We start from the raw sequence: 23,834 nt of genomic DNA, 5'->3' as shown, positions 1-23,834 counted from the left end.
TATTAATCTTAACACAATCCGGCTCTTTTTTGTATTGAAATTAGATGAAAAGAATTATCTTTATATTATTGTTGATATTTATTCCTCTTCGCAAAAGATTACTTGTCCATCTTTAAACTCTTTAATGCGAGCTAGCGATAGCAGGTCGTATCCTTCAGAGCGGATATTTTTGCCTCCTTCTTGGAAAGCTTTTTCGATAACTATTCCAATCCCTTTTATGTTGACCTTTGCCTGTTCGCATAAATCGATCAATCCTTCCAACGCCTTTCCGTTAGCTAAAAAATCATCGATTATTAATACATTTTCACCTTCCTGCAAAAATTTCTTTGCAACTCTTATCTCATAGGTCCTGTCTTTTGTGTAGCTGTAGACATGAGAAGTATAGCAGTCGTCTACTAATGTTTTAGAATCTGTTTTTTTCGCAAATAAAATCGGACAATCAAATTTTAATCCGCAGGCAAAAGCAACCCCGATACCGGAAACCTCAATAGTTAATATTTTTGTAATTCCTTCATCCTTGAATTTTTCATAAAATTCGTCTGCCATTTCCATAAACAATTTCGGTTCAATCATGTGGTTCACAAAATTATCTACTTTTAAAATATTGCCAGGTAGTACCGTTCCGTCACGAAGTATTTTTTCTTCTAATGTTTTCATCCAATCCGCTCCTTTTATATGCAATTTTTAGACTCTAATCATTATAACAGATCTTTAACAAGAAGTTAAAAACAGGTTATCTTAATATATAAAATATATTAAGATAACCTTGCTATTATTCTACAGAGTCCATTTTTTCTTTCGCTACTTTTTCTATTTGTTTTAATATTTTTTCAGAGTCCTCTAAGGTTTCTCCTACAGAATAAATATAAAGTTTAATTTTCGGCTCCGTCCCTGAAGGTCTAAGGGCAAACCAAGAACCATTATCATAATAATATTTCAATACATTGGAAGCCGGAAGACCTGTCTCATCTTCATTGTAGTCTACAGTATCTGTTAAATTCATCTCGCCTATTTTCGCAATACCTTCTTTTCTGAATTCTTCCATAATACGTCCAATTTTTTCTTGTCCGTCAACACCTTCGTATACAACAGAAATTAATGTTTCATTATAATATCCAAACTCTTCAAAAAGCTCTTCTAATACATCGAGCAGAGATTTACCCTGTTTTTTATAGAATCCTGCCATCTCTGCGATCATCATTGTAGAATTGACTGCATCTTTGTCTCTGACGAATGTACCGTAGTTATATCCGATACTTTCTTCATAGCCGAAGATAAACGTCTTTTCTCCTGTGATATCATACTCATTGGCTTTTCCGCAGACATTTTTGAAACCGGTTAAGGTTTCAATCATTTCTACACCGTATTTCTCTGCAATTTTAGTAGAAAGATCACCTGTAACAAGGGATTTAACCACAACTCCATTTTCAGGAAGAGTTCCTTTTCTGCTGCGTTCAGAAAGAATATAGTGAACCAATAAAGCTCCGATTTTGTTTCCATTTAAAAACACATATTCTCCCTCCTCATTCCGCACTTCAATAGCCGTACGGTCTGCGTCCGGATCTGTTGCTATGAGAAGCTCGGCATCCTTTGCTTTTCCCAGTTTTTCCGCATAAGCAAATGCCTTGGGATCTTCTGGATTTGGATAGCCTACTGTAGTAAAATCTCCATCCGGTTCTTCCTGTTCCTCTACTATATGGACATTATTAAAGCCTCTTCGCTTCAGAATTTCTTGAACTAAAACATTTCCCGTACCGTTTAATGGTGTGTACACAATAGAAATATTTTTATCAATATCGTCATTTATTGTCATTGACAATACTTTTTCCAAATAAGAACTGTCAATTTCCTCGCCGATCATTTTGATAAGACCATTGTCTATTCCTTCTTGCAGTTCTATTTTTTTGATCTCTGAAAAATCTTTTATTTTTTCAATATTCATCAATACTTTGTCTGCAACGTCATCTAAAATTTGAGATCCTTCTTCCCAATACACTTTGTACCCGTTGTATTCTCTAGGATTATGGCTTGCTGTCACCATAACACCTGAAATCGTGTTTAATTCCCGCACAGCATATGAAAGAACAGGGGTAGGACGTATGTCTTCAAATAGATACACTTTTATTCCATTCGCAGCAAAAATACGTGCAGAAAGTTCCGAAAATTCTCTCGAAAAATGACGCACATCATAAGCAATAACGATGCCCCGGTCTTTCGCTTCATCGCCATAACGAAGAATAGTATCTGCCAGACCTTGTGCCGTAAGGCCTACGGTATATTGATTCATTCTGTTGGTTCCAGCGCCGAGTTTCCCTCTTAACCCGGCGGTTCCGAATTTAAGAGACTGGTAGAAGCGATCTTCTATTTCTACATCATTATCCTTAATGAGACGAAGTTCTGCTTTCGTTTCTTCATCGATTACATCACCAGTAAGCCATTTTTGATATTCTTTTAAGTAATCCATTCCGTCCTCCTAATACTGTTTATTAATACTGTATACAACTGTTGTTAAAGGTCCTATCTCAAAATTATCTATATCTTTCAACTCTTCGCTGACCCTGCCTCTTTCGTCAAAAGATAAAGTGATTTCTTCTGGAGAAATACCGCCTAAATGATAAAAAACAAAATGTTCCTGGATGCGGTTATATTCCAGCTGATATCTTATCTTTCCCGCATTATGAAATATCATTAAATATCCATTATCCGTCTTTAAAGTATATCCAATCAGCTCCATGGGCAGCTTGTCGTAAAAACAAAGTTTTTCTCTTATTTCCTCTGGATCGCTCACATCAAATACTGGATGATCCTTTCTAAATTGTATAAGCTCTTTATAGTATTCATAGTGAGATGTATTCTTATACTTTTTACCCCAATCTATCCCATTAATATCTAACGCCAGATTATAACTGTTATATTCTAAGTTTTTGCCCCTCAAAAATTCATTTCCGCTATGAATAAAGGGAATCCCCAAAGACATATATATAATACTTGCAAGCATTCTAGAAGCTGGTTCAACCCATTCATAATCCATTGTCATTTTGAGCTTATCATAAATAATTAAATTATCATGGGAATTAAAGTAGTTGATCGACTCTTTCGCTTCCAAAGCAAAACCAGAATGATATTCATCGAAATCGATGGATCCCGAGATACCGGTCTCAATTTCAGTTTTCAAGTGATAAGCCCCTTGAACGTATCCCAATCCTCCAGCATCATTGTCGCCTTTTAGGGCATCTCGAAAACGATCATTAAAAAAGGAGAATTCTTTGCCTCTTTGTGTTCCCATAACCGTCAGTTCTCCATAGTGAAGACCGGAGTCGCATGCGTACCAGGGTTCTCCATAGATTATGACTTCCGGATTAATCTCCCGCAGCTCTTTCACAATTCTATAAACTGTTTTTTTGTCAATCAAAGCCATCAAATCAAAACGAAAACCGTTGATTTTGTATTCTTTCATATAATATTTTAGAGAATCGACAATAAAGTTCTGCACCATTTTCCGCTCCGACGCAAGTTCGTTTCCGCAGCCGGAACCGTTGCAGAACGCATTATTCTGATCCATTCTAAAATAGTATCCAGGATTTAGGATATTAAAATTAGAATCATGGGAACGAAAAGTGTGGTTAAACACAACATCCATAACGACTGAAAGACCTTCGCTGTGCAGCCGCTGTATCATTTTTTTGAATTCATATATTCGATTCGCCGGTTCTAAGGGTTGTGTGGAGTACGAACCTTCAATGCAGTTGTATAATTCAGGATCATATCCCCAATTATAATTGTTATCATCAAAGAAGTACTCTTCATGTTCATCTACTGATAAAAAATCATAAATCGGCATCAGATGAACATGGGTAATTCCTAGATCTTTCAAATGCCTTATTCCTGTTTCAGCCTCGCGGAAATGGGACTTTTCGTCGATTAATCCTAAAAATTTACCGCGATGCTGCGTACCGCTGCTGATATCGCCGCTGAAGTCTTTTATATGCACTTCATATAATAATGCTTTTTTCCATGGATTAAAAGGAACATTCTGCTCTCGAAAACCGGAAGGATCCGTTTCTCTAATGTCTATAATCGCCGACCTTTTGCTGTTGATGGAACACGCGATACTATAAGGATCGGTCACTTCATATTTTCCGTTTACTAGATAGGTATAAAACTTCCCTTTTAAATCTCCTGTTACAACGGTTTCAAAAAATCCGCCTTCCACACGAGTCATTCTATATTTTTCCCGTCGAACATATCTGTAGTCATTGTATAAGAGCAGATCGATAGAATCTCGAGTCGGCGCCCATACTGTAAATCTCGTTTTGTCCCGGGTATATTCCATTCCTTGATTATTATTAAAAATATAATTTGTCATCTTCTTGAATCCCATATATGTTTTTCGTTTATGTCGTAAGAGCTGTCTAAATTAAATACACCGCTTTTTCCAATATTGTTTAAGCTCATTTTTCTCCATATGCAGCTGTCGTAATACAATTCGCCTAGTGTTCTTTGAGCTTCTATATATTCTTCCAAATCTCTAAATATAAAGAATCCATCGTTATATCTGCCGATTAGATTCAATATCAGACGAAAACATTCTCTTAATTCCTGATTGTTGATATTGGATAATTGAGTGATAAAATGATTCATTCTTTCATGATTTTTAATGAATTCATAATAATTATAATAGGAATAACGGGATTGGTTTTTCACATCTTCAAAGTTTGCTCCGAATAGTTTGATATTCTCCTCTCCTACAATATTTCGAATTCTATGGTTGATACTCGTTTGAGCACCAATCAGGACTGCGCCGTTTAACATAAAACGAAGACCGTTTGTCATGGCGACCTCTTTGCCAGGCAACGTTAGCTGCTCCCCGATGTCGGCGGTAGGAATCAGCTTCATCATATTATTCATATTACGGTTATCAATAAAGACAATTTTTAATTTATCTTTAATTTTCACTTCTTTCGATACACAATAAGACAAACAGTTTATAAATTTTATTACAAGTTTTGCCATCAGATAGTTTCTATTTGCTTTTCCCGCAAAGAAGAAAGTACGATCCGGAAAATCTAAATTAGGCTGTTCTTTCATATTTATAAATTCATAAGCGATATAAAGAGCTTCTATAAGCTGTCTTTTTGTTTCTAGAAAATCATCATTGTTAATATCAAAGATAGAATAGGGATTGATTACATCTCCCCGATCTTTAAGAAAAATCTTTGTGAATTTTTCCTTATTCTTTTTCTTGATATCATCTAAACGATAAGCGATCTCTTCGCTATCCGATCTCTCCAGTATCGAAGTCAATGCATCTGGCTGATTGATCAAATCAATGTTTAACTCCTTTGTTAAAAAATCAAACAGCAACGGATTGGATTCCATCAGCCATATTCTGTGATTCACTCCTAATTCCCGAAAGCGGAACCGGCTGTGAAATAATGTTGCGATGCAGTCCAAATTATCCCCCAGCATAATTTCAAGCTGATCTTTTACCGCTAAAGAGGTAATCCCTGAACCAAAGATTGCCAGAGGAATCATCTTGACTTTATCCTCCTCGATAATTTTCGTACGGTCGAACTCTTCCGGCGTGAAATTAAACAACGGAGTCTCAACCAAAGCACAAATCTCATCATTCAGCTTTTCTATAATCGGATAAATCCAAGGACAAATCTTTTGAATCAAATGCACATCCCACCATTCTGAAATCTCGTTTCTGACTTTATAAGTTGTAAAATCAAATATTTGATTTGCTTTGGCAAGAGCTGCATCAAAAGGCTTCTCTTCGGATTTCATATACTCATATATGAATACAGGTATCGCCATAATACTGTGAACTTCATTTAGTTTTATTCGGCAGTACTCTTCGATATTATCCATGTGACTATGATGGCGTTGGCGATTTAATATATCTTTGATCGAAGCGGCTGCAAAGAAATACTCTTGAGTCAGCCGAAGTTCTTTGCCTTGATCGCTGCTGTCGCTGGGATATAAAAATTCCGTGATCGCTCTTGCCCGTATTCTATTCTTGTAAGATTCTTGGAATTTGCCTTCTGAAAACGCATTGTAATCAACAGGCTCTATGGATCGCGCCTGCCACAGCCTTAAGGTGTTCACATAGCCGTTTTGAAATCCCAATACTGGAATATCGTAAGCTGCTGCTTGAACCGTATAGTCTCCAATAGGTATATCATAATAGATTCGTTTCCGCTCTAATTCCCAAGGATTTCCATTCTTCAGCCAGTCGTCGCTGTATTCCAACTGTTCAAAATTCTCTATACTCTGGCGTAAATGACCGCCCTCATAGCGGATCCCATATGCTACAACAGAATCTTTTTTCGTCGCTGCTGTATCTAAAAAAGCAAAGGAGGCATCTCCCAAGCCTCCATCCCCTAACTTATTTACAATATCAATCTTTTTTAACTGCTCCAAAGAAAAACCGAGCTCCTCAACGATAGAGCGGACATCTTCTATTACATCTAGATACACTACATTTCTTTGAAGAAATTCCTCTGGGAGATACTCGAAAGATAGAAAAGCAATTTCTCTCTTCCCCCTTTTTTCTACATTTGATTTGACCCATAAATCAAAGATATTTTCCTTTAGAACTTCAACTACAGCAAAATAAAGATCTTCTATATCAATGGCATTTCTTTCGAGAATCGTATTCATTTGTAAGTTCCATAATATCTTTTCTTTTAATTCTTCTCTGGTTTTTTTCATCTTATTTTCCCAATTCCTCGTACAGACGGATATATTCCTTTCCGGATTCATCCCAGTCGTTTTTTTCATACATTCCGTTTTCGATAATAATATTTCTATCCTTTTCTTTATGAAAGAAACTCAAAGCTCTTCGGATTGTATAAAGCAGATCATGGGCATTGATATTTGTAAATGTAAAACCCGTTCCTGTATTTTCATATTCGTTATACGGCATAACAGTATCTTTTAAACCGCCTGTTTCTCTTACAATCGGTATGGCTCCATACCTCATAGAGATCAGCTGTGAAATCCCGCAGGGTTCTGCTATAGAAGGCATCAAGAATAAATCCGTTCCTCCATATATCAGATGGGACTCTTCGTTGTTATAATAAATTCTGGCCGCCATTTTTTCTGGATATTTCCATTCGAAATAACGGAACATCTCTTCGTATGTTTCTTCGCCGGTACCCAGCATTACAAACTGAATATCTTCTGTGGCCAAAAGTTCATCCATAATATATCTGACAAGATCGATCCCTTTCATATCCACCAAACGGGATACGAGAGCGATCATAGGAACGTCGTCCTGCTCAGGAAGACCATACCTTCTCTGGATTTCTCTTTTGTTTTCGATCTTGTCTGGAAATGTCTCAATAGAATAATTTTGAGCTAAAAATTGATCCGTTTCAGGATTCCAAACCTCATAATCGATTCCGTTTATAATACCTCGAAGCTTATAGTCGTAGGCTCGGATAACTCCGTCTAAACCTTCTCCATAAAAGGGGTTTTTAATCTCCATAGCATAAGTTCCTGAAACAGTTGTAAAAGCGTCGCAGTAAATAATGCCGCCTTTCATAAAGTTAACTGCATCATAGTATTTCAACCCGTCTTCATTGAAATAAAAAGGCGACAAACCGGCTGTTGCTAAAATAGATGCTGGAAATACACCTTGATATTTTAAATTATGAATAGTGTAAAGACATTTTATATCTTTATAATACTGATCTCCTCTGGCAAAATCCTTAACATATACATTGACCATGGCTGTATGCCAGTCATTGCTGTGTATCACATCCGGCTTAAAGTTTATCACTTTAGGCAATTGGACCACAGCCTTCGAAAAGAATAAGAATCGTTCACCATCGTCCCCTTCGCCGTAAATCTGCGGACGGTCAAAATATCTTTGGCTGTCTAGAAAATAATATGTCACTCCGCGAAAATCTATTGTATAGACTCCTACATATTCATGGCGGAATGCAAGATCTACATAATAATAACCGATGAACTCCATTCGTTCTCTTAAGTCTGGATCGACTTGAGAAAAAAGAGGGATCACAACACGTATATCATGACCCATATTCTTAACCGCTAAGGGAAGGGAGCCGGCAACATCTGCCAGCCCTCCTGTTTTTATGAACGGTGCAGCTTCCGATGCACAAAATAATATTTTCATCTTTTCCCCCTTATTTCATGATCTTTTCGTTTTTAGAAGCCACAAAAGGATTCGTCGCACTTCCGACTAAAGTAACTCCATCCCCAATGACAACACCTTTGTCTGTAATACTGTTGACAACGACGCTTCCTTCCCCTACAACTGTACTTTCGAATATGATTGAATTTTTTACAATGGCATCTTTCTTAACATGTACTCCCCTAAAGATAATTGAACTCTCAACCTGTCCATCGATAATACAGCCGTTCGCCAAAAGTGAATTGGAAACGTCGGCATTGCCGTTATAAACAGTAGGAGGCATTGCTTTTGATTTTGTTAAAATAAGGCCGTTTTTATAAAATAAATCCTCATAAATATCGCGGTTCAATAAATCAAAATTACTTCTATAATAAGATTCCAGATCTCTGATCCATTCTGTTTGCTGCTCTTCCTCAAAAGCGCCGATCTTAAGATTGCCAAGATTATTCTTAACCGCCTCGATAAGTGTTGTGGCATTGCCTTTTTCTGCAGCTTCAAGAATGGTTCGGATAAAAACCTCTTTCTTCATAAATCCTATACTTGTAAGGAAGTTGAATTCTTCTTCCGTTCCCAAATGAGATCCTATGTTTTTTATATTTTTATCTTCATCTAAAATCAGCTTATTTGCATATAAGAAAGTTCCTAATTCGTCTTTTTGTTTTTTATACAGCATCAAAATATCATAATCATTTTCTAAGAAACAGTCATAAGCAGAACCCAGATCCCCTTTTTGGATGAGCATCGGGTCTGTACAATAGACGATCTCTTCTTTTGCATTGCGATAGTATTCCAAAGTATCGAAATAAGATCCGATTTCTGTTAAATTCTGAAGTCTTTTATCATAGGTTGGAGGAAATATAGTCAATCCGCTTCTTCTGCGGTTTAACTCCCATGGTTTTCCATTTCCTACATGATCCAGCGTCGAGCGGATTAAACGGCTGCCGTATAATACTACATTTGAAAAATCATTATTTGTCATTGTTGACAATGTAAAATCGATGATTCTATATCTCGCACCAAAGGGCAGCATATAACCCGGTCTTGTATCTGTCAAAGAACCGAAAAGATTCGGATTTGCACCTTCGTAAATAACTCCTATACATCTTTGCATACTATACCTCCTAGCCTTCTTCCGTAATTCCATCTGGTGATACGAGATAAACCTTATCGCAATCCGGACTTCCGATCACTTGATCTTTCTCTACAATTACATCTTCCATGATCACTGCGTTGTATACTTTTGCTCCTTCTCGAATAATTGAATTAGACAAGAGTACGCTGTCTTTTACCGCAGCTCCTTCTTCAATATGAACATTGTTAAATAATACAGAATGTTCAATATCTCCATAGATTCTGCAGGCTTCGTTAATTAACGCGTTTTTTATCCTTGCAGAAGAAGAAACAAAATGAGGAGGAAGATTTCTCGCTTTTGTATAAATCTGCCATGATGTATCAAAAATATCTAAAGGATTATCTATTTCCAATAGATCCAGATTTGCTTCCCAATAAGATTTTACTGTTCCTACATCTTTCCAATATCCCTCAAATTTCCATGCATACATCGGATTTCCGGCATTCAGCATTTTGGGGAGTATATTCATCCCAAAATCATGCTCGGATGCTTCATCTTTGTCGTCTTCTAATAGAAACTCTCTTAAGACGCTCCAGTTAAACATATAAATTCCCATAGATGCTAAATTGCTTTGTGGATTGGCAGGTTTTTCGTCAAATTCCACTATAGCATTTTCCTCGTCTGTATTCAGAATTCCAAACCTTGAAGCTTCCTCCCAAGGAACGGGCATTACAGCTATGGTTGCTACAGAACCTTTCTCTTTATGATAATTAAGAAGTTCTTTATAATTCATTTTATAGATATGATCTCCTGACAGAACAAGTACATATTCCGCTTCTAAATTATCAAGAAAATCAATATTTTCTAAAATAGCATTCGCTGTCCCTTCATACCATCTTCCTCCCTTTTCTGTATAGTGGGGAGATAATATACGAAGACCGCCGCTGTCTCTATCATAATCCCAAGCTGATCCATTGCCTATATGGGTATTAAGCTCAAAGGGTTTATATTGTGTTAAGATTCCAATATCTCTAATCTCAGAATTTGCAGAATTGCTTAATGCAAAATCGATGATTCTGTATTTTCCTCCAAAAGGCACTGCAGGCTTTGCAACTTTTCTTGTCAAGGCTTTTAATCTTGATCCTTGTCCGCCGGCAAGCAGCATAGTTACGACCCTATTTCTAGTTTTCATAAGCTTCCCTCCATAGTATTGTCCTACATCTCAAATAGTATTTCTCGTTATTTTTTTGCAGCTGCTTTCTTTTTCGCAGCTGTTTTTTTCTTTGCAGCTGTGGCCGGTTTTTTGTGGAATAAATACAGAGCAGACAATGGAGGCAAGTCGATTTCTATTCTATAATCCCGATCCCCTAACGGCTCTTCTTTGCTTCTGCAAGGTTTATTCCGTGCTAATCTTCCACCATATTTCTTCATATCAGTATTGAATTTTATTGAATAATTGCCTTTCTCTTTTACACCGATCGGATAAGACTTTCTCTCAACAGGTGTAAAATTGAATATACATAATAATTCATTTCCTTCTTGATCGATTCTCTCAAAAGCGATTACCGACTCATCACGGTTTGCTAGATCGACCCAGTTAAAACCAGCATAGCTCGTATCGATAGCATAAAGAGTTTTCTCTTTTCGATAAAATTCGTTTAAGTCCGATACGTATTTTTTAAACTGCTTATGGCTATCATAGTCTAAAACTTCCCATGTCAGCTGATCCCATTCATTCCATTCATCAAACTGGGCAATTTCGTCTCCCATAAACATTAATTTCTTTCCAGGATGAGCATACATATATGCATAGAGAAGTCTTAAGCTTGCAAATTGTTCTTCATAGCTTCCCGGCATTTTGCCGATCATAGAACCTTTCATATGTACTACTTCATCATGGCTGAAAGGCAGAATATAATTCTCAGAAAACGCATAAGTCATTGTAAATGTTAATGCTTCATGATGATCTTTTCGGAAGATCGGATCCATTTCCATATATTTCAATATGTCGTGCATCCATCCCATATTCCATTTATAACTGAAACCTAAACCTCCATTTTCAACAGGCATAGTAACCAACGGCCAAGCTGTAGATTCTTCCGCTATCATCATCGTTTTTGGGAACCTTTCATATACAGCCGTATTTAGTTTCTTCAAAAATGAAATTGCATCTTTATTATCATTGCTGCCGTCAGGATTTCGTATTTCTTTGCCTGTAAAATCAAGATAGATCATATAAGCAACCGCATCTACGCGAATTCCGTCTATATGATAATACTCATGCCAGTATAAAGCATTCGATATCAGAAAGTTGACAACTTCCGTTTTTCCATAATCAAAATTTAAAGTTCCCCATTGTTCATTTTCCGCTCTATATTGATCCGCCGGTTCATAACAATTTGCACCGTCAAATCTGGCAAGTCCAAAATCATCTTTGCAGAAATGGGACGGTATCCAATCTAATATCACTCCGATATTTTTTTTGTGAAAAGCATTGATTAAATACATAAAATCTTTCGGTGTGCCGAATCTGGAGGTTGGTGCAAAATATCCAGTCACCTGATATCCCCAAGATCCGTCGTAAGGATGCTCCATAACAGGCATAAGTTCAACATGGGTGTATCCCATTTCTTTCACATAATCCACAAGCTCGTCTGCAAGTTCAACGTAGCTGTAGGGACAGCCATCCTCTTTTCTTTTCCAAGAAGAAAGATTTACCTCGTATATACTCATCGGCTCATTGTAAAGATTTGATTTTTCTCTTTTGTTAAGCCATCTTTTATCGCTCCATTTGAAACCTTCGATATCAAATACCTTTGAAGCGCTTTTCGGTCTTTCTTCTGCGTGAAATGCAAAGGGATCGGCTTTGTATCGAATTTCGTCCCAAGGAGATACAATTCTGTATTTGTAGGCATCAAATTGTTTTATACCATAAACACATATATTCCAAATATCCGAATCGTTAATTCTTTTTAAAGGCAGATCGTACTCGTTCCAATCATTAAAATCGCCGATTAAATTAACATATTTTGCATTCGGTGCCCAGACACAGAAACTAACCGCTTCTTGTCCTTCTTCGTTTTGTACAGTATGAGCTCCCATAAACTTGTATGCATGACCATGGCTGCCTTTTTGATAAAGATATATATCTTCATCAAGTCCCGTTTCCCTATAAAAATAATCTGTATTAAACTCCTTCATACTACCCTCCATATTAAACCGTTGAATGATTCTATATATTCTATTTTTACCCAATACTCGTGTTTTATAACATGCAAGCGTCCTGCAAGGAAAACGTTTGATGTTTTTTTATGCCGATAGAACATTTTAAATTGTTAAAATTTTATATATTTATCTTATCACTATTATATAATTATTTAGAACAAAAAAGAAGTCTTCCAAAGAAGACTTTCTAATCTTTACTGAAATATTACATATTATTTACCTGTTTTCATATTTAAACTCATCAGCTGAAGTTTTAAATCATTCAAAGTTCTTTTTATTTCACTGTATTCCTCGGCCTTCATTTTTCCCGTATCAAAAAGCTCTTTTCGATTCGATAAGTTCTGCATATTGTCTTGGATTAATCTAAAATCTTCATACAGTGTTTTTTCCATATCTTCCTTTGAAATCTTTTCTTCTAGATCTCTGCCTGTAGTATTTAGAGAGTACTCGTCATTTAAAGAAGGGACAATGGTATCAATATGAAACATTTCTTTTATAGTTTTTGCTAAAGGGACACTCTCATCTTCTTCGCCGTGGGTAAGAAAGATCTTTACAGGTTTCTTCTCAAAATGATTTAGCCAATCCAAAAGCATCGGCTCATCGGCATGAGCTGAAAAACCTACCAAGTCGAAGATTTCTGCTTTGACAGCAATCTCTTCCCCTAAGAGTTTTACTTTCTCCGCACCGTCCAATAATATTCTCCCTAATGTTCCAATCGCTTGATAACCGATAAAGACCACGGCATTTCGTTCATCCCATAAACCGTGTTTTAGATGATGGCGGATTCTTCCAGCATTAGCCATACCTGACGAAGAAATGATCACACGAGGATAATTGACACGATGCAGAGCCTTCGATTCTTCTACAGAATTAACGTAATGGAGATTTGGAAACTCAAAGATATTATCTCCGCTTCGAATAATTTCTTTTGTTTCATCATCAAAATAATAGGCATTATCCATAAAAGCTTTTGTAGCTCGAATAGCCATTGGACTGTCTATATAAATTGGAATCCTTTGATGTTCATGAATAGTATCTTTGCTGTAATAGTTGTTGAGCTGATAGATCAATTCTTGGGTTCTTCCTACTGCGAAGGAAGGAATCATTACCGTTCCTCCTCTTTCCGATACGCGGTCGATTATCTGTGTTAATTCATCCATGCTTTTTGCATAGTCGTCATGAACAGAGTTGCCATAGGTAGATTCCATAATAAGATAGTCTGCGCTCTTTATAAAAGCCGGATCTTTTAAAAGAGGTTTATTCGGCATTCCTAAATCACCGCTAAATACTACCTTTACTGTTTCATTATTCTCTACAATCCAAAGTTCTAAAATGGAAGATCCTAAAATATGCCCAGCATCAGTAAATCGAAAGGATATTTCGTCGTTGACTTTAATGATCTCTTCATAATGGCACGGTCTAAAATAGGACAAGCTACGCTGCGCATCTTCCATGGTATATAACGGCTCAATCGGCGCTTTTCCTGATCGAATTCTTCTTTTGTTTTCCCATTCAGCATCCGATTCTTGAATATTTGCAGAATCCAACAGCATAATCTCACACAAATCAACAGTAGCTTCCGTCGCATATATTTCGCTGCGATAACCTTTTTTCACAAGATAAGGAATACGACCGCTATGATCGATATGAGCGTGGGTTAAAAACATAAAGTCGATTTCTCCGGGGTCATACTTAAAAGCAAGCTCGTTCATCGCCTCTTCTTCTTTTCCCCCTTGAAAAAGACCGCAGTCGATTAGAAATTTCCATTTATCTGTAGTAATAAGATAGTTTGAACCTGTAACAACTTTTGCTGCTCCTAAAAATTCAATTTTCATTTTTTCCTCCTAAAGCTTATCGGCTGTATAATTTCGTAAGGTTTCCTATTCGAGAAGCCAGTTCTTTCGTCAGCTGCTCCTCTCTCATTTTCCATCTCCAGTGGTGAATTGTTCCAGGAACATTCATCCGCGCACTAGAGTCCAGTTCGAGAAAATCCTGCATCTGCGCGATTGCAGTGTCTGCAACGCTGCTCCAGACACCCCGGATCATCCCCCATACTTCACCTTCTTCTTGTGTAAGCTTTAAATAATTTTTCGCAAAGTTCAGTTCTTCTGCATCGGCGTTGAGTATCCATCCGCCTAGGGTATCGTTATCATGGGTTCCTGTATACATAACCCAGTTTCTTTCCACATTATGAGGCAGATACTCGGATTCTTCCGATACATCAAAAGCAAACTGAAGAACTTTCATCCCCGGATATCCAGATTTCTTTCTCATGTCTGCAACTTCTTTTGTCATGTATCCCAGGTCTTCTGCAATGATTTTGCTATCGGGAAAAACTTCCTTTACCTTTTTAAAAAAATCATCTCCCGGTCCTTTTACCCACTCGCCGTTTACTGCAGAATCTTCTCCCGCCGGAATCCTCCAATAGGACTCAAAGCCGCGGAAATGATCTAACCGCAATACATCAAACAAAAGGAAAGCTGCTTTTAACCGTACCATCCACCATTTATAATCCTGCTCTTTTAAAACATCCCAATTATATACAGGATTTCCCCATGTCTGCCCTTCTTCAGAAAAACTGTCCGGAGGACATCCTCCCTGATATTTTAAATCTAAAGATTCGTCCAGTTGAAATATTTCTGTGTCTTTCCAAGTATCGCAGCTGTCGTGGGCAACATAAATCGGCAGATCCCCTATGATTTCAATACCGTTTTGATTTGCATATTTTTTCAACTTTTTATATTGGGTGAAAAATAAATACTGAATAAAATAATGAAATTCTATTTCTTCTTTCAGCTCTCCTCTAAGTTCCTCTAATGCTTCCTGTTCTCTGTTTTTGATACCTTCTTCCCATTCGTACCAGGGCAGGCCGTTCTTTTTATTTTTAATCGCCATATACAAAGCATAATCTTCCAGCCAGCTTTTTGCATTCTCAAAAAAACTTGTATATCCAAGCAGATCTCTCGAACGGCTTCTTTTAAACGCTTCTCTAAGCTGCTGGTTTTTTATAGTAGACATCCTTTCATAATCTACAGAATCTGGATTTCCATAATCAAAACGTCTATAATCGCCTTCTATCAATCCGTCTTTTTCTAAAGCCTCCAGGTCGATAAAATAAGGATTGCCTGCATAAGAGGAATAGGATTGATAGGGGCTGTCGCCATATCCTGTAGGCCCTAATGGAAGCACCTGCCAATATTTTTGTTTCGCCAGTTTTAAAAAATCTACAAAATCATAAGCCTCTTCCCCAAAGGTCCCGATTCCGTATTTGCCTGGTAGACTGCTTATATGAATGAGAATTCCGCTACCCCTGTTTTCGTTCAACTCTTTGTAATTATATTTATCAAATTTATTGATATGCTCCATTAAAATCCCCGTCCTTTCTCTATTATAAAAACGAAATTCGAAATAGATTTGTCTAGATCATAAAGAACTGTCATAAATCTTTTCCCATACTCTCCCAAGTTTTCAATTAAATCCTCTTGATTTTTAACAATGATTTCTCTTTCGCGAATGGAAGAAGAAATTTCGTCCCACAAAGCATCCAGATTATTCCCGTAATAATCGGAAAGTTTCAGATCCTTTTTTAATAGCAAGTGAAGAGCTCTTTTATTTCTAATTCTTTTACCATCTACAATACATTTCAAACTCATTCTACCTCCTGAAAAGATTCATAATGATCTTTTGTATAAAAAACCAGCCCGTCATTTGAATAAACGATTCTTTCAGCGCCTCGATAGCCGCCATTATAGTTCACATCTGCCTCGTAATAGACTCGTCCCTCTTTCTCCTGCAGAATACCTTCCCGATTGCCGAAAACATCTCCGCCTATAACCGCTCCCTCGGAAACTGCCCATAGATTCCCTTCATCGCTGTCCCAACCTCTATCTCTCGCTTCTTTTTTTGTCAGATAATTTGGAGGAAGTTCTCCATAAGTTTTTAGATAAAGAACCACATCTTCCAAATCGTAATAGCTTTGATTTTCTACAATACCCTCTGCCGGTGCCTTATCTATGATTGCCGATTCTGTACTGGAACAGGATACCGTTATCAAGAGCAGCAGTATTGCCAGAACAATTTTTGCAGTTTTTAATATTCTTCCCATAAAATCCTCCTTATTATTTATTAATACCCATCATGAAGCAAAGTTTTTTTTAGCTCGAAAATATAGTATAATTGTAATAGTTCGTGATATTAGATCTAAGGAGGTTCTAGATGTACGAGAGAGAAATAGAAACACGATCTGTTGAAGAAACAAAAAAATATCAATATGATCAGCTAAAAAATATGATTCAAAGAATATACGATAACGTACCCTTTTATCGAAAGAAAATGGATGAACATCAGATAACACCAGATGATTTACATAGTTTAGAGGATATTCAGAAATTTCCATTTACCGTAAAACAAGATCTGCGAGACAATTACCCCTTCGATCTATTAGCTGTACCTATGGAGGAAATCGTGCGCATTCACGCTTCCTCAGGAACTACAGGAAAACCTACCGTCGTATGCTACACTCAAAAAGATATAGATAGCTGGGCATCTATGGCAGCCAGAAGTTTAGTCTGTGCAGGGGGCTCTCCAGAAGACGTACTTCAAAACGCCTACGGATACGGCTTGTTTACAGGCGGATTGGGAATTCATAACGGTGCAGAAACTCTTGGCACTGCAGTTATTCCTATTTCTGGCGGCAATACGAACAAACAGCTTATGCTTATGAAGGATCTGCAGACCTCTATTTTAACTTGTACTCCTTCTTATGCTCTATATTTAGCAGATGCCATTCAATCTAGAGAAGATTTGTCTTTGGAAGACCTGAATTTAAAAATTGGCGTTTTCGGTGGAGAACCTTGGACAAATGAAATGCGCCAAGAAATCGAAAATAAACTACATATAAAAGCTTATGATATCTATGGTTTGTCTGAAATATACGGCCCGGGTGTAGGCATCGAATGCGAATGCCAAGAGGGTCTTCATATTTGGGAAGATCACTTTATTGTGGAAATCGTAAACCCGGAAACTTTAATGCCGGTTCCCGAAGGCGAAGAAGGCGAACTTGTTATCACAACCTTTACAAAAGAGGGCATGCCCCTTTTAAGATACCGTACTAGAGATCTTACAAGAATTATACCGGAAAGATGTTCCTGCGGTAGAACACATAAAAGAATCGACCGATTAAAAGGAAGAACCGACGATATGCTTATTATCCGCGGTGTCAATGTGTTCCCGTCTCAGATAGAGTCGGCACTTCTTCAGATTCCTGAAATCGCCTGCCATTATCAAATTATTGTCGATCGGATTCGAAATTTAGATACTATTGAAATCAAAGTAGAATTAGATTCTCATCTAGAAATAGACGATTTAGATGATTTGAAAATTATAGAAAAGAAAACAGATACCATTGTCCATTCCGTAACCGGAATTCATGCCAAAATCACCTTAGTCGAACCTCATTCCCTAGAAAGAACCAGCGGGAAGAGCAAAAGAGTTTTGGACTTGCGTTAAAGGAGTACCTATGATTAAACAATTATCCATTTTTATCGAGAACAAAGAAGGAAGATTATCCGAAATTTTAAAAGTCTTTAAAGATCATCAGCTTGACATCCGATCATTAACCATTGTCGAGACGAACGATTACGGAATTCTGCGACTCATATTATCCGAAACAGAACGAGCTCTTTCAAATTTAAAGAAAGATAATATTATGGTTACGGAAACAAAAGTGATGGCAATTGAAATCAGCGACTCTCCAGGACAGATGTATGAATTTGTAAATGCCTTAGGAGAAGAAAAAATCAATATCGAATATGCCTATCAGTTTTTAACACAAAAGCAGGGACAGGCTGTCATCATCTTTAAAGTAAAAGAAGAAGACAATCAACAGGCTAAAGACATATTAAAAGAAAAAAAAGTCGGAGTCTTATTGGATCATAAAAAACTGCTTTCTCTATAAAAAAACAGGACATTTCTAAATGTCCTGTTTTTTTAAGCCCAATATTTATTGTATAAGGGAATTGTTGAATTATAAAAAGTGATATGGATGCAGGAGTTTAAATCTTTTATATCAGCTCTACCTTTCATCCTAATCCAACAAGCAGAGGAGCGTCTAATGACGCCTTTTCTACCACCCCTACTACCTATTACCTACTCCCTATCTTTCCCTCTCTTTTCCTAGCCACCAAAGGTGTGCCGCCTAGCGCCTAGGTGCCGAAGGCATCCTGCCTGGGTTGCGAAGCAATCTCCCGCCTATCTTCTCCTACTCGTTTCCTTTTTTCTTTTCTTCCATATTCATCGCAATAAGCTTTTCTAAAACAAGCTCGTAGCCGTCTGCGCCATAATGAAGAGAACGGTTGACTCTGCTGATAGTAGCAGTTGAAGCCCCGGTTTCTCTTTCGATTTCATTATAGGTTTTTCGGATCTTTAATAGTTTTGCAACTTCCAGTCTTTGGGAAATAGAGTTCAGTTCTCTTACAGTACATACATCTTCGAAAAATTTATAACACTGATCTTTATTTTCCAACATTAGTACTGCTTCGAAAAACTCATCTAACTGCTTGCTTTGATACTTAGAATCGTTTGCCATAATTATATCTCCTTATAACGTAATCTATATTTTGTTTTCTTCTAATATAAAGAATTCTGTTAAGTATATAATAACAACTTTCACCTCTTAAAGCAATAATCGACATTGAGTTTTTACAATCAAAAACCCCCTTTATTGTAAAAGGGAGTTTTTTGATTGTCTTTATTTATTTATTTCTTTTTTTTGCTTTATATCTTGAATTTGTATCTAGAATCTTCTTTCTAAGACGTAAATGATGAGGAGTCACTTCGATTAATTCATCTCCTTCGACAAACTCCATAAGCTCTTCCAAACTCAAGTTTTTAGGAGGAGAAAGTCTTAAAGAATCGTCAGATGAGGATGAACGGATATTGGTCTGAGCTTTTTTCTTGCAGACATTAACTTCTATATCCATCCCTTTCGCATTGGAACCTACAACCATACCTTCATAAACTTCCACACCCGCTCCGATAAATAATGTTCCTCTTTCTTGGGCAGCATTCAAACCATAGGCTGTAGCTGTACCCGATTCAAAACTGATTAAAGAACCTAGTTTTCTTCCTGGAATATCGCCTTTATAAGGCTCATAAGCTTTAAATTCCGTATTTAGAATTCCATTTCCTTTTGTGTCCGTTAAAAATTCTTGACGGTAGCCGATAAGTCCTCTGGCAGGTATTTCGAATTCTAGTCTCGTATATCCGCCTTTAGAAGGATTCATTGTTATGATCTCGCCTTTTCTTTGACCCAATTTTTCAATAACAGACCCGACGAAAGCATCCTCTACATCAATAGTAACAATCTCCATTGGTTCCATTTTTTTCCCGTTTTCATCTTCTTTAAAAAGAACTTCTGGTTTTGAAACTTGGAATTCGTAACCTTCTCTTCTCATATTTTCTATTAAAACGGATAAATGGAGCTCCCCTCTTCCGCTTACTTTAAATGAATCTGTTGAAGATGTTTCTTTTATTCTTAAACTTACATCTGTTTCCAGCTCTTTGAAAAGACGGTTTCGAACTTGGCGGCTTGTAACAAATTTTCCGTCGCGTCCTGCGAATGGGCTGTCATTAACAGAAAAGGTCATAGAGAGTGTCGGTTCTGAAATGTTCACAAATGGAAGTGCAGTTAAATCTTCCGGCGATGTGATCGTATCGCCAATGGTTATACCCTCTACCCCTGTAATCGCTACAATGGAGCCCATTTTTGAAGATTCTACTTCTACACGATGTAAACCATCGAACTCGTAAATTTGATTGATTTTAATTTTTTGACTCGTTTCAGGATGATTGTAATTTACAATATACGCATCATCGTGAAGTTTAATCTCGCCTGTTTCAATTTTCCCAATTCCAATCCTTCCCACATATTCGCTGTAGTCAGTCGTTGAGATCAATATTTTAAAAGGATCTGTAAAAGAGCCTTCCGGTGCCGGAATATACTCTACTATCGTATCCAATAACGCATTCATATTCCCCGGAACAATTCCTAAATCCTTTGTCGCATATCCATTTCTTGCAGAAGCATAAATAAATGGAGAATCTAAATATTCTTCTCCTGCGTCTAATTGAATAAATAAATCCAATACTTCATCTTCTACTTCTTTGCAGCGTGCTTCCGCACGGTCTATTTTATTAATACAGATAATAGCAGGCAGTTTCAATTCAAAAGCCTTCTTTAGCACAAATTTAGTCTGAGGCATCGGTCCTTCAAAGGCATCAACAACTAGTACAACACCGTTTGCCATTTTTAATACCCGCTCTACTTCCCCGCCGAAATCTGCATGGCCAGGAGTATCAATAATATTTATTTTTACACCGTTATAATTTACTGCAGTGTTTTTAGAAAGAATTGTGATTCCTCTTTCTCTCTCTATATCGTCGCTATCCATAACACGATCCCTGACTTCTTGATTCTCGTGAAAAATACCTCCGCTTCTTAATAGACCATCAACTAAAGTTGTTTTTCCATGGTCTACATGGGCGATGATAGCAACATTTCTTACATCTTCTCGTTTATTCATATATAATCCTTCTTTCCTTTATCCAATTACGCAACGTAGGTATTATATCATATACAGTAGCATTAAAAAAACAGTTTCCAGTAAATTTACTGGAAACTGTTTTTTTCGATCCTCTTTAACAACAATTTTTCTTCTGACTTTTGAAAACAATAAATTTGACAATCTATCCCTTCGGGATTACAGCTACTACTTTATTATGTTTAATAATGAGCTCCTCTGTAAGCTTATCTACGATATAAAGTCCTCTGCCGCTTGTAATCAGATCGACAGGATTACAGTCTGAACAATTATGGATAATTCCTTTGCCCTCATCTATAACACTGATCGTAATCTTATCCTCGGTAATATTTACCTCAAAGTGGACATTTTTATCGCTATCCAATTCATTGCCGTGCTTTATCCCATTAACCACTAATTCATTGAGTATGAGTTTTACATCGTAGAAAAGATCCTGATTGAGATTCGTCCGATCTATTATTTTCAAAATTTCTGTGATTTTCTGATTTGCCGTTTGTAATCGGCTTGGAACAATTCTTTTAAATTTATACATCTTTACCACCATTATATATGTACCCTAAGAAACTTATTTTATCCATTTTTCAAAAAAAAGGCAACTATTTTAGTATAAACACGATATTTTTTTATAAATTTTTTTCTGTTTTATAGTGATATTTAAAGTTTATTGGGTATAAATTGATCGTAGAATAAATGAAAGGAGTTTATAACATGAAAAAATATTTATGCGAAGCTTGTGGATACATTTATGATCCAGCTCAAGGAGATCCAGACGGCGGAATCGAGCCGGGAACAGCATTTGAAGATATCCCAGAAGATTGGGTTTGCCCAGTTTGCGGAGTACCTAAAGATGAATTTGTACCAGTAGAAGACTAAAGTCAAACAAAAAAAGAAGAAGAGGATTAATCCTCTTCTTCTTTTTTGTTGTTCTCTCCAAATTCTACAATAGCCAATATTTGTTCTCTTAAATATTCCATATTTGTTTTCTTTTCGCTGCTTATAGGAAATAGCAAATCCGGATCTGCTATTTTTAGAGATTTTCGAATGACCGAAAGTGTTTTATTCAGTTTATTCTTAGAAAGCTTATCGGTTTTAGTTGCCACTACAAATCCTGTAAAACCTAAATGCAGTATCCACTCATACATTTGTTTGTCTTGGACTGAAGGCTCATGGCGGGAATCGACTACAAGAATCACTTCGCAAAGATTGTCTCTGTTGTGAAGATAGGTCTCTATCGTTGTTGCCCACTTTTCTTTTTCGGATTTCGATACGCTTGCATAACCATATCCCGGCAGATCTACTAATCGAAAAGCCTCATCCACATTATAAAAATTTACAGTCCGGGTTTTCCCGGGCTTTGAACTTGTCCTCGCTAAATTTTTTCTTTGAATTAAACCATTGATCAAAGAAGATTTTCCTACATTCGATCTTCCTGCAAAGGCGATCTCGCAATGATCTGAGGGAGGGTATTGTTCTGGCAGTGCTGCTATTTTTTCTAATCTACTTTCGTTAAACATATTCTCTCCATTATCTTATTCGTTCCGTAATATTTGTAATTGCCTCTTGCAATTGTTCGTCTTGATCTAAATGATCTGGACCCAGCTCTGTAATTTCCTTATCTAATTCTATTTTAATATCCGGCTCAACACCGACCCCATGGATCTTTGTTCCTTTTGGCGTATAGTATTCAGATATTGTAAGCTTCACTCCTGGACCCGTTTCTACATTTTCCGATAGAGGGAAGATTCTTTGTACAATTCCTTTTCCAAAAGTTGTTTCACCTATGATCACAGCTCGTCCATAATCTTTTAACGCTCCCGCCAAAATTTCAGATGCAGATGCGGAACCTTGATTTACTAATACCGTCATCGGCTGATCTTCCATCGATGCCTCAGAACTTTCAATTTGCTCATTTCCTTTTTTGTCTACTGTTTTTACAATAGGTCCTTCCGGCAGAAGCATATCCGCAATTTGTACCGTAATCGGCAGAACGCCTCCCGGATTATTTCTTAAATCCAATATAATCCCTGTAGCTCCTTCCGACTTCACTTTCTCATATTCAGAAGAAAATTCTTTATACGTATTCTCGTCAAATTGATTAATCGTAATATAGCCGATATTTCCATTTAGAATCTGACTTTTTACAGTATGAGTCTGAATAATCCTTCTCGTTAAAGTCACATCAAACACTTCATCTGCTTTGTCTTTAACCGGACGGCTGATCGTTAGAATTACGTCTGTATTCGGTTCTCCCCTCATTTTATCTACAGCATCGTCCATCTGTTTTCCAGTGTATGATGTTTCGTCTACTTGTACAATCTTATCCCCTGTTCTTATACCAGCCTCTGCCGCTGGAGTTCCTTCTATCGGGGATACAACTGTAATAAAATTATCTTCCGATACAGATACAACTATTCCAACCCCTGCATATTTGCCAGAGGTAGATTCCATAAGGCTCTGGTATTCCTCTTCATTGAGGTAAACAGAGTATGGATCCCCGAGTCCTTCGAATAAGCCTTTATAAACGGATTCCTCTACCTTTTTTTCATCCACATCAAATAGATAGTTTTCTTCAATAAGCTTATTTAACTCATCCATTCGAGGCAGCTCTCTTTGACTTTCTTTTTCCTGATTTGCCGGAAGATTTGTGCTGACTGCTCTGTCCATTCGATCTCCGACAATCATTCCCCCTATAAATGGAATTGTAATCAATAATATAACAATCCATATCTTTTTGAATTTATCCACAGCAACCTCCTATCTGAATAAAAAA

Annotated in this window: 20 protein-coding genes; 3 read left to right on the top strand and 17 right to left on the bottom strand. The window is 37.0% G+C overall.

Annotation, left to right across the window (positions count from 1 at the left end; genetic code table 11):
* Positions 1–78: 78 nt before the first annotated feature.
* From ACTQ46_RS03250 to ACTQ46_RS03195, 12 genes are all read right to left on the bottom strand, one after another.
* Positions 79–657, bottom strand: a complete 579-nt coding sequence (locus ACTQ46_RS03250; RefSeq protein WP_441747450.1) for a xanthine phosphoribosyltransferase — start codon at positions 655–657, stop codon at positions 79–81.
* Between the two features lie 115 nt (positions 658–772).
* Positions 773–2,464, bottom strand: a complete 1,692-nt coding sequence (locus tag ACTQ46_RS03245) for a phospho-sugar mutase (protein ID WP_441747449.1) — start codon at positions 2,462–2,464, stop codon at positions 773–775.
* A gap of 9 nt (positions 2,465–2,473) precedes the next feature.
* Entirely contained in the window at positions 2,474–4,366 is a 1,893-nt protein-coding gene (gene pulA / locus ACTQ46_RS03240) for a type I pullulanase (protein WP_441747448.1), read from the bottom strand.
* On the bottom strand, positions 4,363–6,717 hold the full coding sequence (gene glgP, locus ACTQ46_RS03235; protein WP_441747447.1) for a glycogen/starch/alpha-glucan family phosphorylase: 2,355 nt from the start codon (positions 6,715–6,717) through the stop codon (positions 4,363–4,365). Before glgP ends, pulA begins: the two co-directional genes overlap by 4 nt.
* Before the next feature lies 1 nt (position 6,718).
* Positions 6,719–8,149, bottom strand: a complete 1,431-nt coding sequence (glgA, locus tag ACTQ46_RS03230; RefSeq protein WP_441747446.1) for a glycogen synthase GlgA — start codon at positions 8,147–8,149, stop codon at positions 6,719–6,721.
* 10 nt (positions 8,150–8,159) lie between these two features.
* Entirely contained in the window at positions 8,160–9,278 is a 1,119-nt protein-coding gene (gene glgD / locus ACTQ46_RS03225; protein ID WP_441747445.1) for a glucose-1-phosphate adenylyltransferase subunit GlgD, read from the bottom strand.
* A gap of 10 nt (positions 9,279–9,288) precedes the next feature.
* Positions 9,289–10,431: a glucose-1-phosphate adenylyltransferase gene (locus ACTQ46_RS03220; protein ID WP_441747444.1), complete on the bottom strand. Its 1,143-nt coding sequence runs from the start codon at positions 10,429–10,431 to the stop codon at positions 9,289–9,291.
* Positions 10,432–10,478: 47 nt separating this feature from the next.
* A complete protein-coding gene (glgB, locus tag ACTQ46_RS03215) occupies positions 10,479–12,440 on the bottom strand; it encodes a 1,4-alpha-glucan branching protein GlgB (RefSeq protein WP_441747443.1) in 1,962 nt (653 codons plus the stop codon).
* 236 nt (positions 12,441–12,676) lie between these two features.
* Positions 12,677–14,299: an MBL fold metallo-hydrolase RNA specificity domain-containing protein gene (locus tag ACTQ46_RS03210; RefSeq protein WP_441747442.1), complete on the bottom strand. Its 1,623-nt coding sequence runs from the start codon at positions 14,297–14,299 to the stop codon at positions 12,677–12,679.
* A gap of 16 nt (positions 14,300–14,315) precedes the next feature.
* Positions 14,316–15,830, bottom strand: a complete 1,515-nt coding sequence (gene malQ / locus ACTQ46_RS03205) for a 4-alpha-glucanotransferase (RefSeq protein ID WP_441747441.1) — start codon at positions 15,828–15,830, stop codon at positions 14,316–14,318.
* Entirely contained in the window at positions 15,830–16,117 is a 288-nt protein-coding gene (locus tag ACTQ46_RS03200) for a barstar family protein (protein ID WP_441747440.1), read from the bottom strand. The genes malQ and ACTQ46_RS03200 overlap by 1 nt, the downstream gene beginning before the upstream one ends.
* Complete coding sequence (locus tag ACTQ46_RS03195) at positions 16,114–16,569, bottom strand: ribonuclease domain-containing protein (protein ID WP_441747439.1); 456 nt, start codon at positions 16,567–16,569, stop codon at positions 16,114–16,116. Before ACTQ46_RS03195 ends, ACTQ46_RS03200 begins: the two co-directional genes overlap by 4 nt.
* A gap of 110 nt (positions 16,570–16,679) precedes the next feature.
* Here ACTQ46_RS03195 and ACTQ46_RS03190 point away from each other — a divergent pair, with 110 nt between their 5' ends.
* Positions 16,680–17,972 (top strand): phenylacetate--CoA ligase family protein, encoded by a 1,293-nt coding sequence (locus ACTQ46_RS03190; RefSeq protein WP_441747438.1) that lies wholly within the window; start codon positions 16,680–16,682, stop codon positions 17,970–17,972.
* A gap of 10 nt (positions 17,973–17,982) precedes the next feature.
* Positions 17,983–18,420 carry a hypothetical protein gene (locus tag ACTQ46_RS03185; RefSeq protein ID WP_441747437.1) on the top strand — a complete coding sequence of 146 codons (438 nt, stop codon included), beginning with the start codon at positions 17,983–17,985 and terminating at the stop codon, positions 18,418–18,420.
* Positions 18,421–18,723: 303 nt separating this feature from the next.
* Here ACTQ46_RS03185 and ACTQ46_RS03180 read toward each other — a convergent pair whose 3' ends face one another.
* The 3 genes from ACTQ46_RS03180 to ACTQ46_RS03170 all read right to left on the bottom strand — a co-directional run bounded on the left by ACTQ46_RS03180 (position 18,724) and on the right by ACTQ46_RS03170 (position 21,596).
* A complete protein-coding gene (locus ACTQ46_RS03180) occupies positions 18,724–19,050 on the bottom strand; it encodes a YerC/YecD family TrpR-related protein (RefSeq protein WP_441747436.1) in 327 nt (108 codons plus the stop codon).
* Between the two features lie 166 nt (positions 19,051–19,216).
* Positions 19,217–21,046, bottom strand: coding sequence for a translational GTPase TypA (gene typA, locus ACTQ46_RS03175; protein WP_441747435.1), 1,830 nt, complete (start codon positions 21,044–21,046; stop codon positions 19,217–19,219).
* A gap of 163 nt (positions 21,047–21,209) precedes the next feature.
* Positions 21,210–21,596 (bottom strand): ATP-binding protein, encoded by a 387-nt coding sequence (locus tag ACTQ46_RS03170; RefSeq protein ID WP_441747434.1) that lies wholly within the window; start codon positions 21,594–21,596, stop codon positions 21,210–21,212.
* Positions 21,597–21,772: 176 nt separating this feature from the next.
* Here ACTQ46_RS03170 and rd point away from each other — a divergent pair, with 176 nt between their 5' ends.
* Positions 21,773–21,937 carry a rubredoxin gene (gene rd, locus ACTQ46_RS03165; protein ID WP_441747433.1) on the top strand — a complete coding sequence of 55 codons (165 nt, stop codon included), beginning with the start codon at positions 21,773–21,775 and terminating at the stop codon, positions 21,935–21,937.
* A gap of 26 nt (positions 21,938–21,963) precedes the next feature.
* Here the strand turns inward: rd and yihA are convergent, their stop codons facing one another.
* On the bottom strand, positions 21,964–22,578 hold the full coding sequence (gene yihA, locus ACTQ46_RS03160) for a ribosome biogenesis GTP-binding protein YihA/YsxC (RefSeq protein WP_441747432.1): 615 nt from the start codon (positions 22,576–22,578) through the stop codon (positions 21,964–21,966).
* Between the two features lie 10 nt (positions 22,579–22,588).
* Positions 22,589–23,809 (bottom strand): S41 family peptidase, encoded by a 1,221-nt coding sequence (locus ACTQ46_RS03155; RefSeq protein WP_441747431.1) that lies wholly within the window; start codon positions 23,807–23,809, stop codon positions 22,589–22,591.
* Positions 23,810–23,834: the final 25 nt, after the last annotated feature.

The organism is Gallicola sp. Sow4_E12, assembly GCF_052116305.1.
Taxonomy (GTDB): Bacteria; Bacillota; Clostridia; order Tissierellales; family Peptoniphilaceae; genus JBQKLI01.
This window is presented reverse-complemented; position numbering and strand designations above follow the sequence as displayed.

What these genes read in the sequence shown, in the direction of transcription:
- ACTQ46_RS03190 (WP_441747438.1), top strand. Translation starts at nt 16,680, where the DNA reads ATGTACGAGAGAGAAATAGAAACACGATCTGTTGAAGAAACAAAAAAA.
- glgA (WP_441747446.1), bottom strand. Translation starts at nt 8,149, where the DNA reads ATGAAAATATTATTTTGTGCATCGGAAGCTGCACCGTTCATAAAAACA.
- ACTQ46_RS03185 (WP_441747437.1), top strand. Translation starts at nt 17,983, where the DNA reads ATGATTAAACAATTATCCATTTTTATCGAGAACAAAGAAGGAAGATTA.
- glgP (WP_441747447.1), bottom strand. Translation starts at nt 6,717, where the DNA reads ATGAAAAAAACCAGAGAAGAATTAAAAGAAAAGATATTATGGAACTTA.
- typA (WP_441747435.1), bottom strand. Translation starts at nt 21,046, where the DNA reads ATGAATAAACGAGAAGATGTAAGAAATGTTGCTATCATCGCCCATGTA.
- ACTQ46_RS03195 (WP_441747439.1), bottom strand. Translation starts at nt 16,569, where the DNA reads ATGGGAAGAATATTAAAAACTGCAAAAATTGTTCTGGCAATACTGCTG.
- ACTQ46_RS03245 (WP_441747449.1), bottom strand. Translation starts at nt 2,464, where the DNA reads ATGGATTACTTAAAAGAATATCAAAAATGGCTTACTGGTGATGTAATC.
- glgD (WP_441747445.1), bottom strand. Translation starts at nt 9,278, where the DNA reads ATGCAAAGATGTATAGGAGTTATTTACGAAGGTGCAAATCCGAATCTT.
- malQ (WP_441747441.1), bottom strand. Translation starts at nt 15,830, where the DNA reads ATGGAGCATATCAATAAATTTGATAAATATAATTACAAAGAGTTGAAC.
- ACTQ46_RS03200 (WP_441747440.1), bottom strand. Translation starts at nt 16,117, where the DNA reads ATGAGTTTGAAATGTATTGTAGATGGTAAAAGAATTAGAAATAAAAGA.
- yihA (WP_441747432.1), bottom strand. Translation starts at nt 22,578, where the DNA reads ATGTTTAACGAAAGTAGATTAGAAAAAATAGCAGCACTGCCAGAACAA.
- ACTQ46_RS03250 (WP_441747450.1), bottom strand. Translation starts at nt 657, where the DNA reads ATGAAAACATTAGAAGAAAAAATACTTCGTGACGGAACGGTACTACCT.
- ACTQ46_RS03170 (WP_441747434.1), bottom strand. Translation starts at nt 21,596, where the DNA reads ATGTATAAATTTAAAAGAATTGTTCCAAGCCGATTACAAACGGCAAAT.
- ACTQ46_RS03180 (WP_441747436.1), bottom strand. Translation starts at nt 19,050, where the DNA reads ATGGCAAACGATTCTAAGTATCAAAGCAAGCAGTTAGATGAGTTTTTC.
- ACTQ46_RS03210 (WP_441747442.1), bottom strand. Translation starts at nt 14,299, where the DNA reads ATGAAAATTGAATTTTTAGGAGCAGCAAAAGTTGTTACAGGTTCAAAC.
- pulA (WP_441747448.1), bottom strand. Translation starts at nt 4,366, where the DNA reads ATGACAAATTATATTTTTAATAATAATCAAGGAATGGAATATACCCGG.
- rd (WP_441747433.1), top strand. Translation starts at nt 21,773, where the DNA reads ATGAAAAAATATTTATGCGAAGCTTGTGGATACATTTATGATCCAGCT.
- ACTQ46_RS03220 (WP_441747444.1), bottom strand. Translation starts at nt 10,431, where the DNA reads ATGAAAACTAGAAATAGGGTCGTAACTATGCTGCTTGCCGGCGGACAA.
- glgB (WP_441747443.1), bottom strand. Translation starts at nt 12,440, where the DNA reads ATGAAGGAGTTTAATACAGATTATTTTTATAGGGAAACGGGACTTGAT.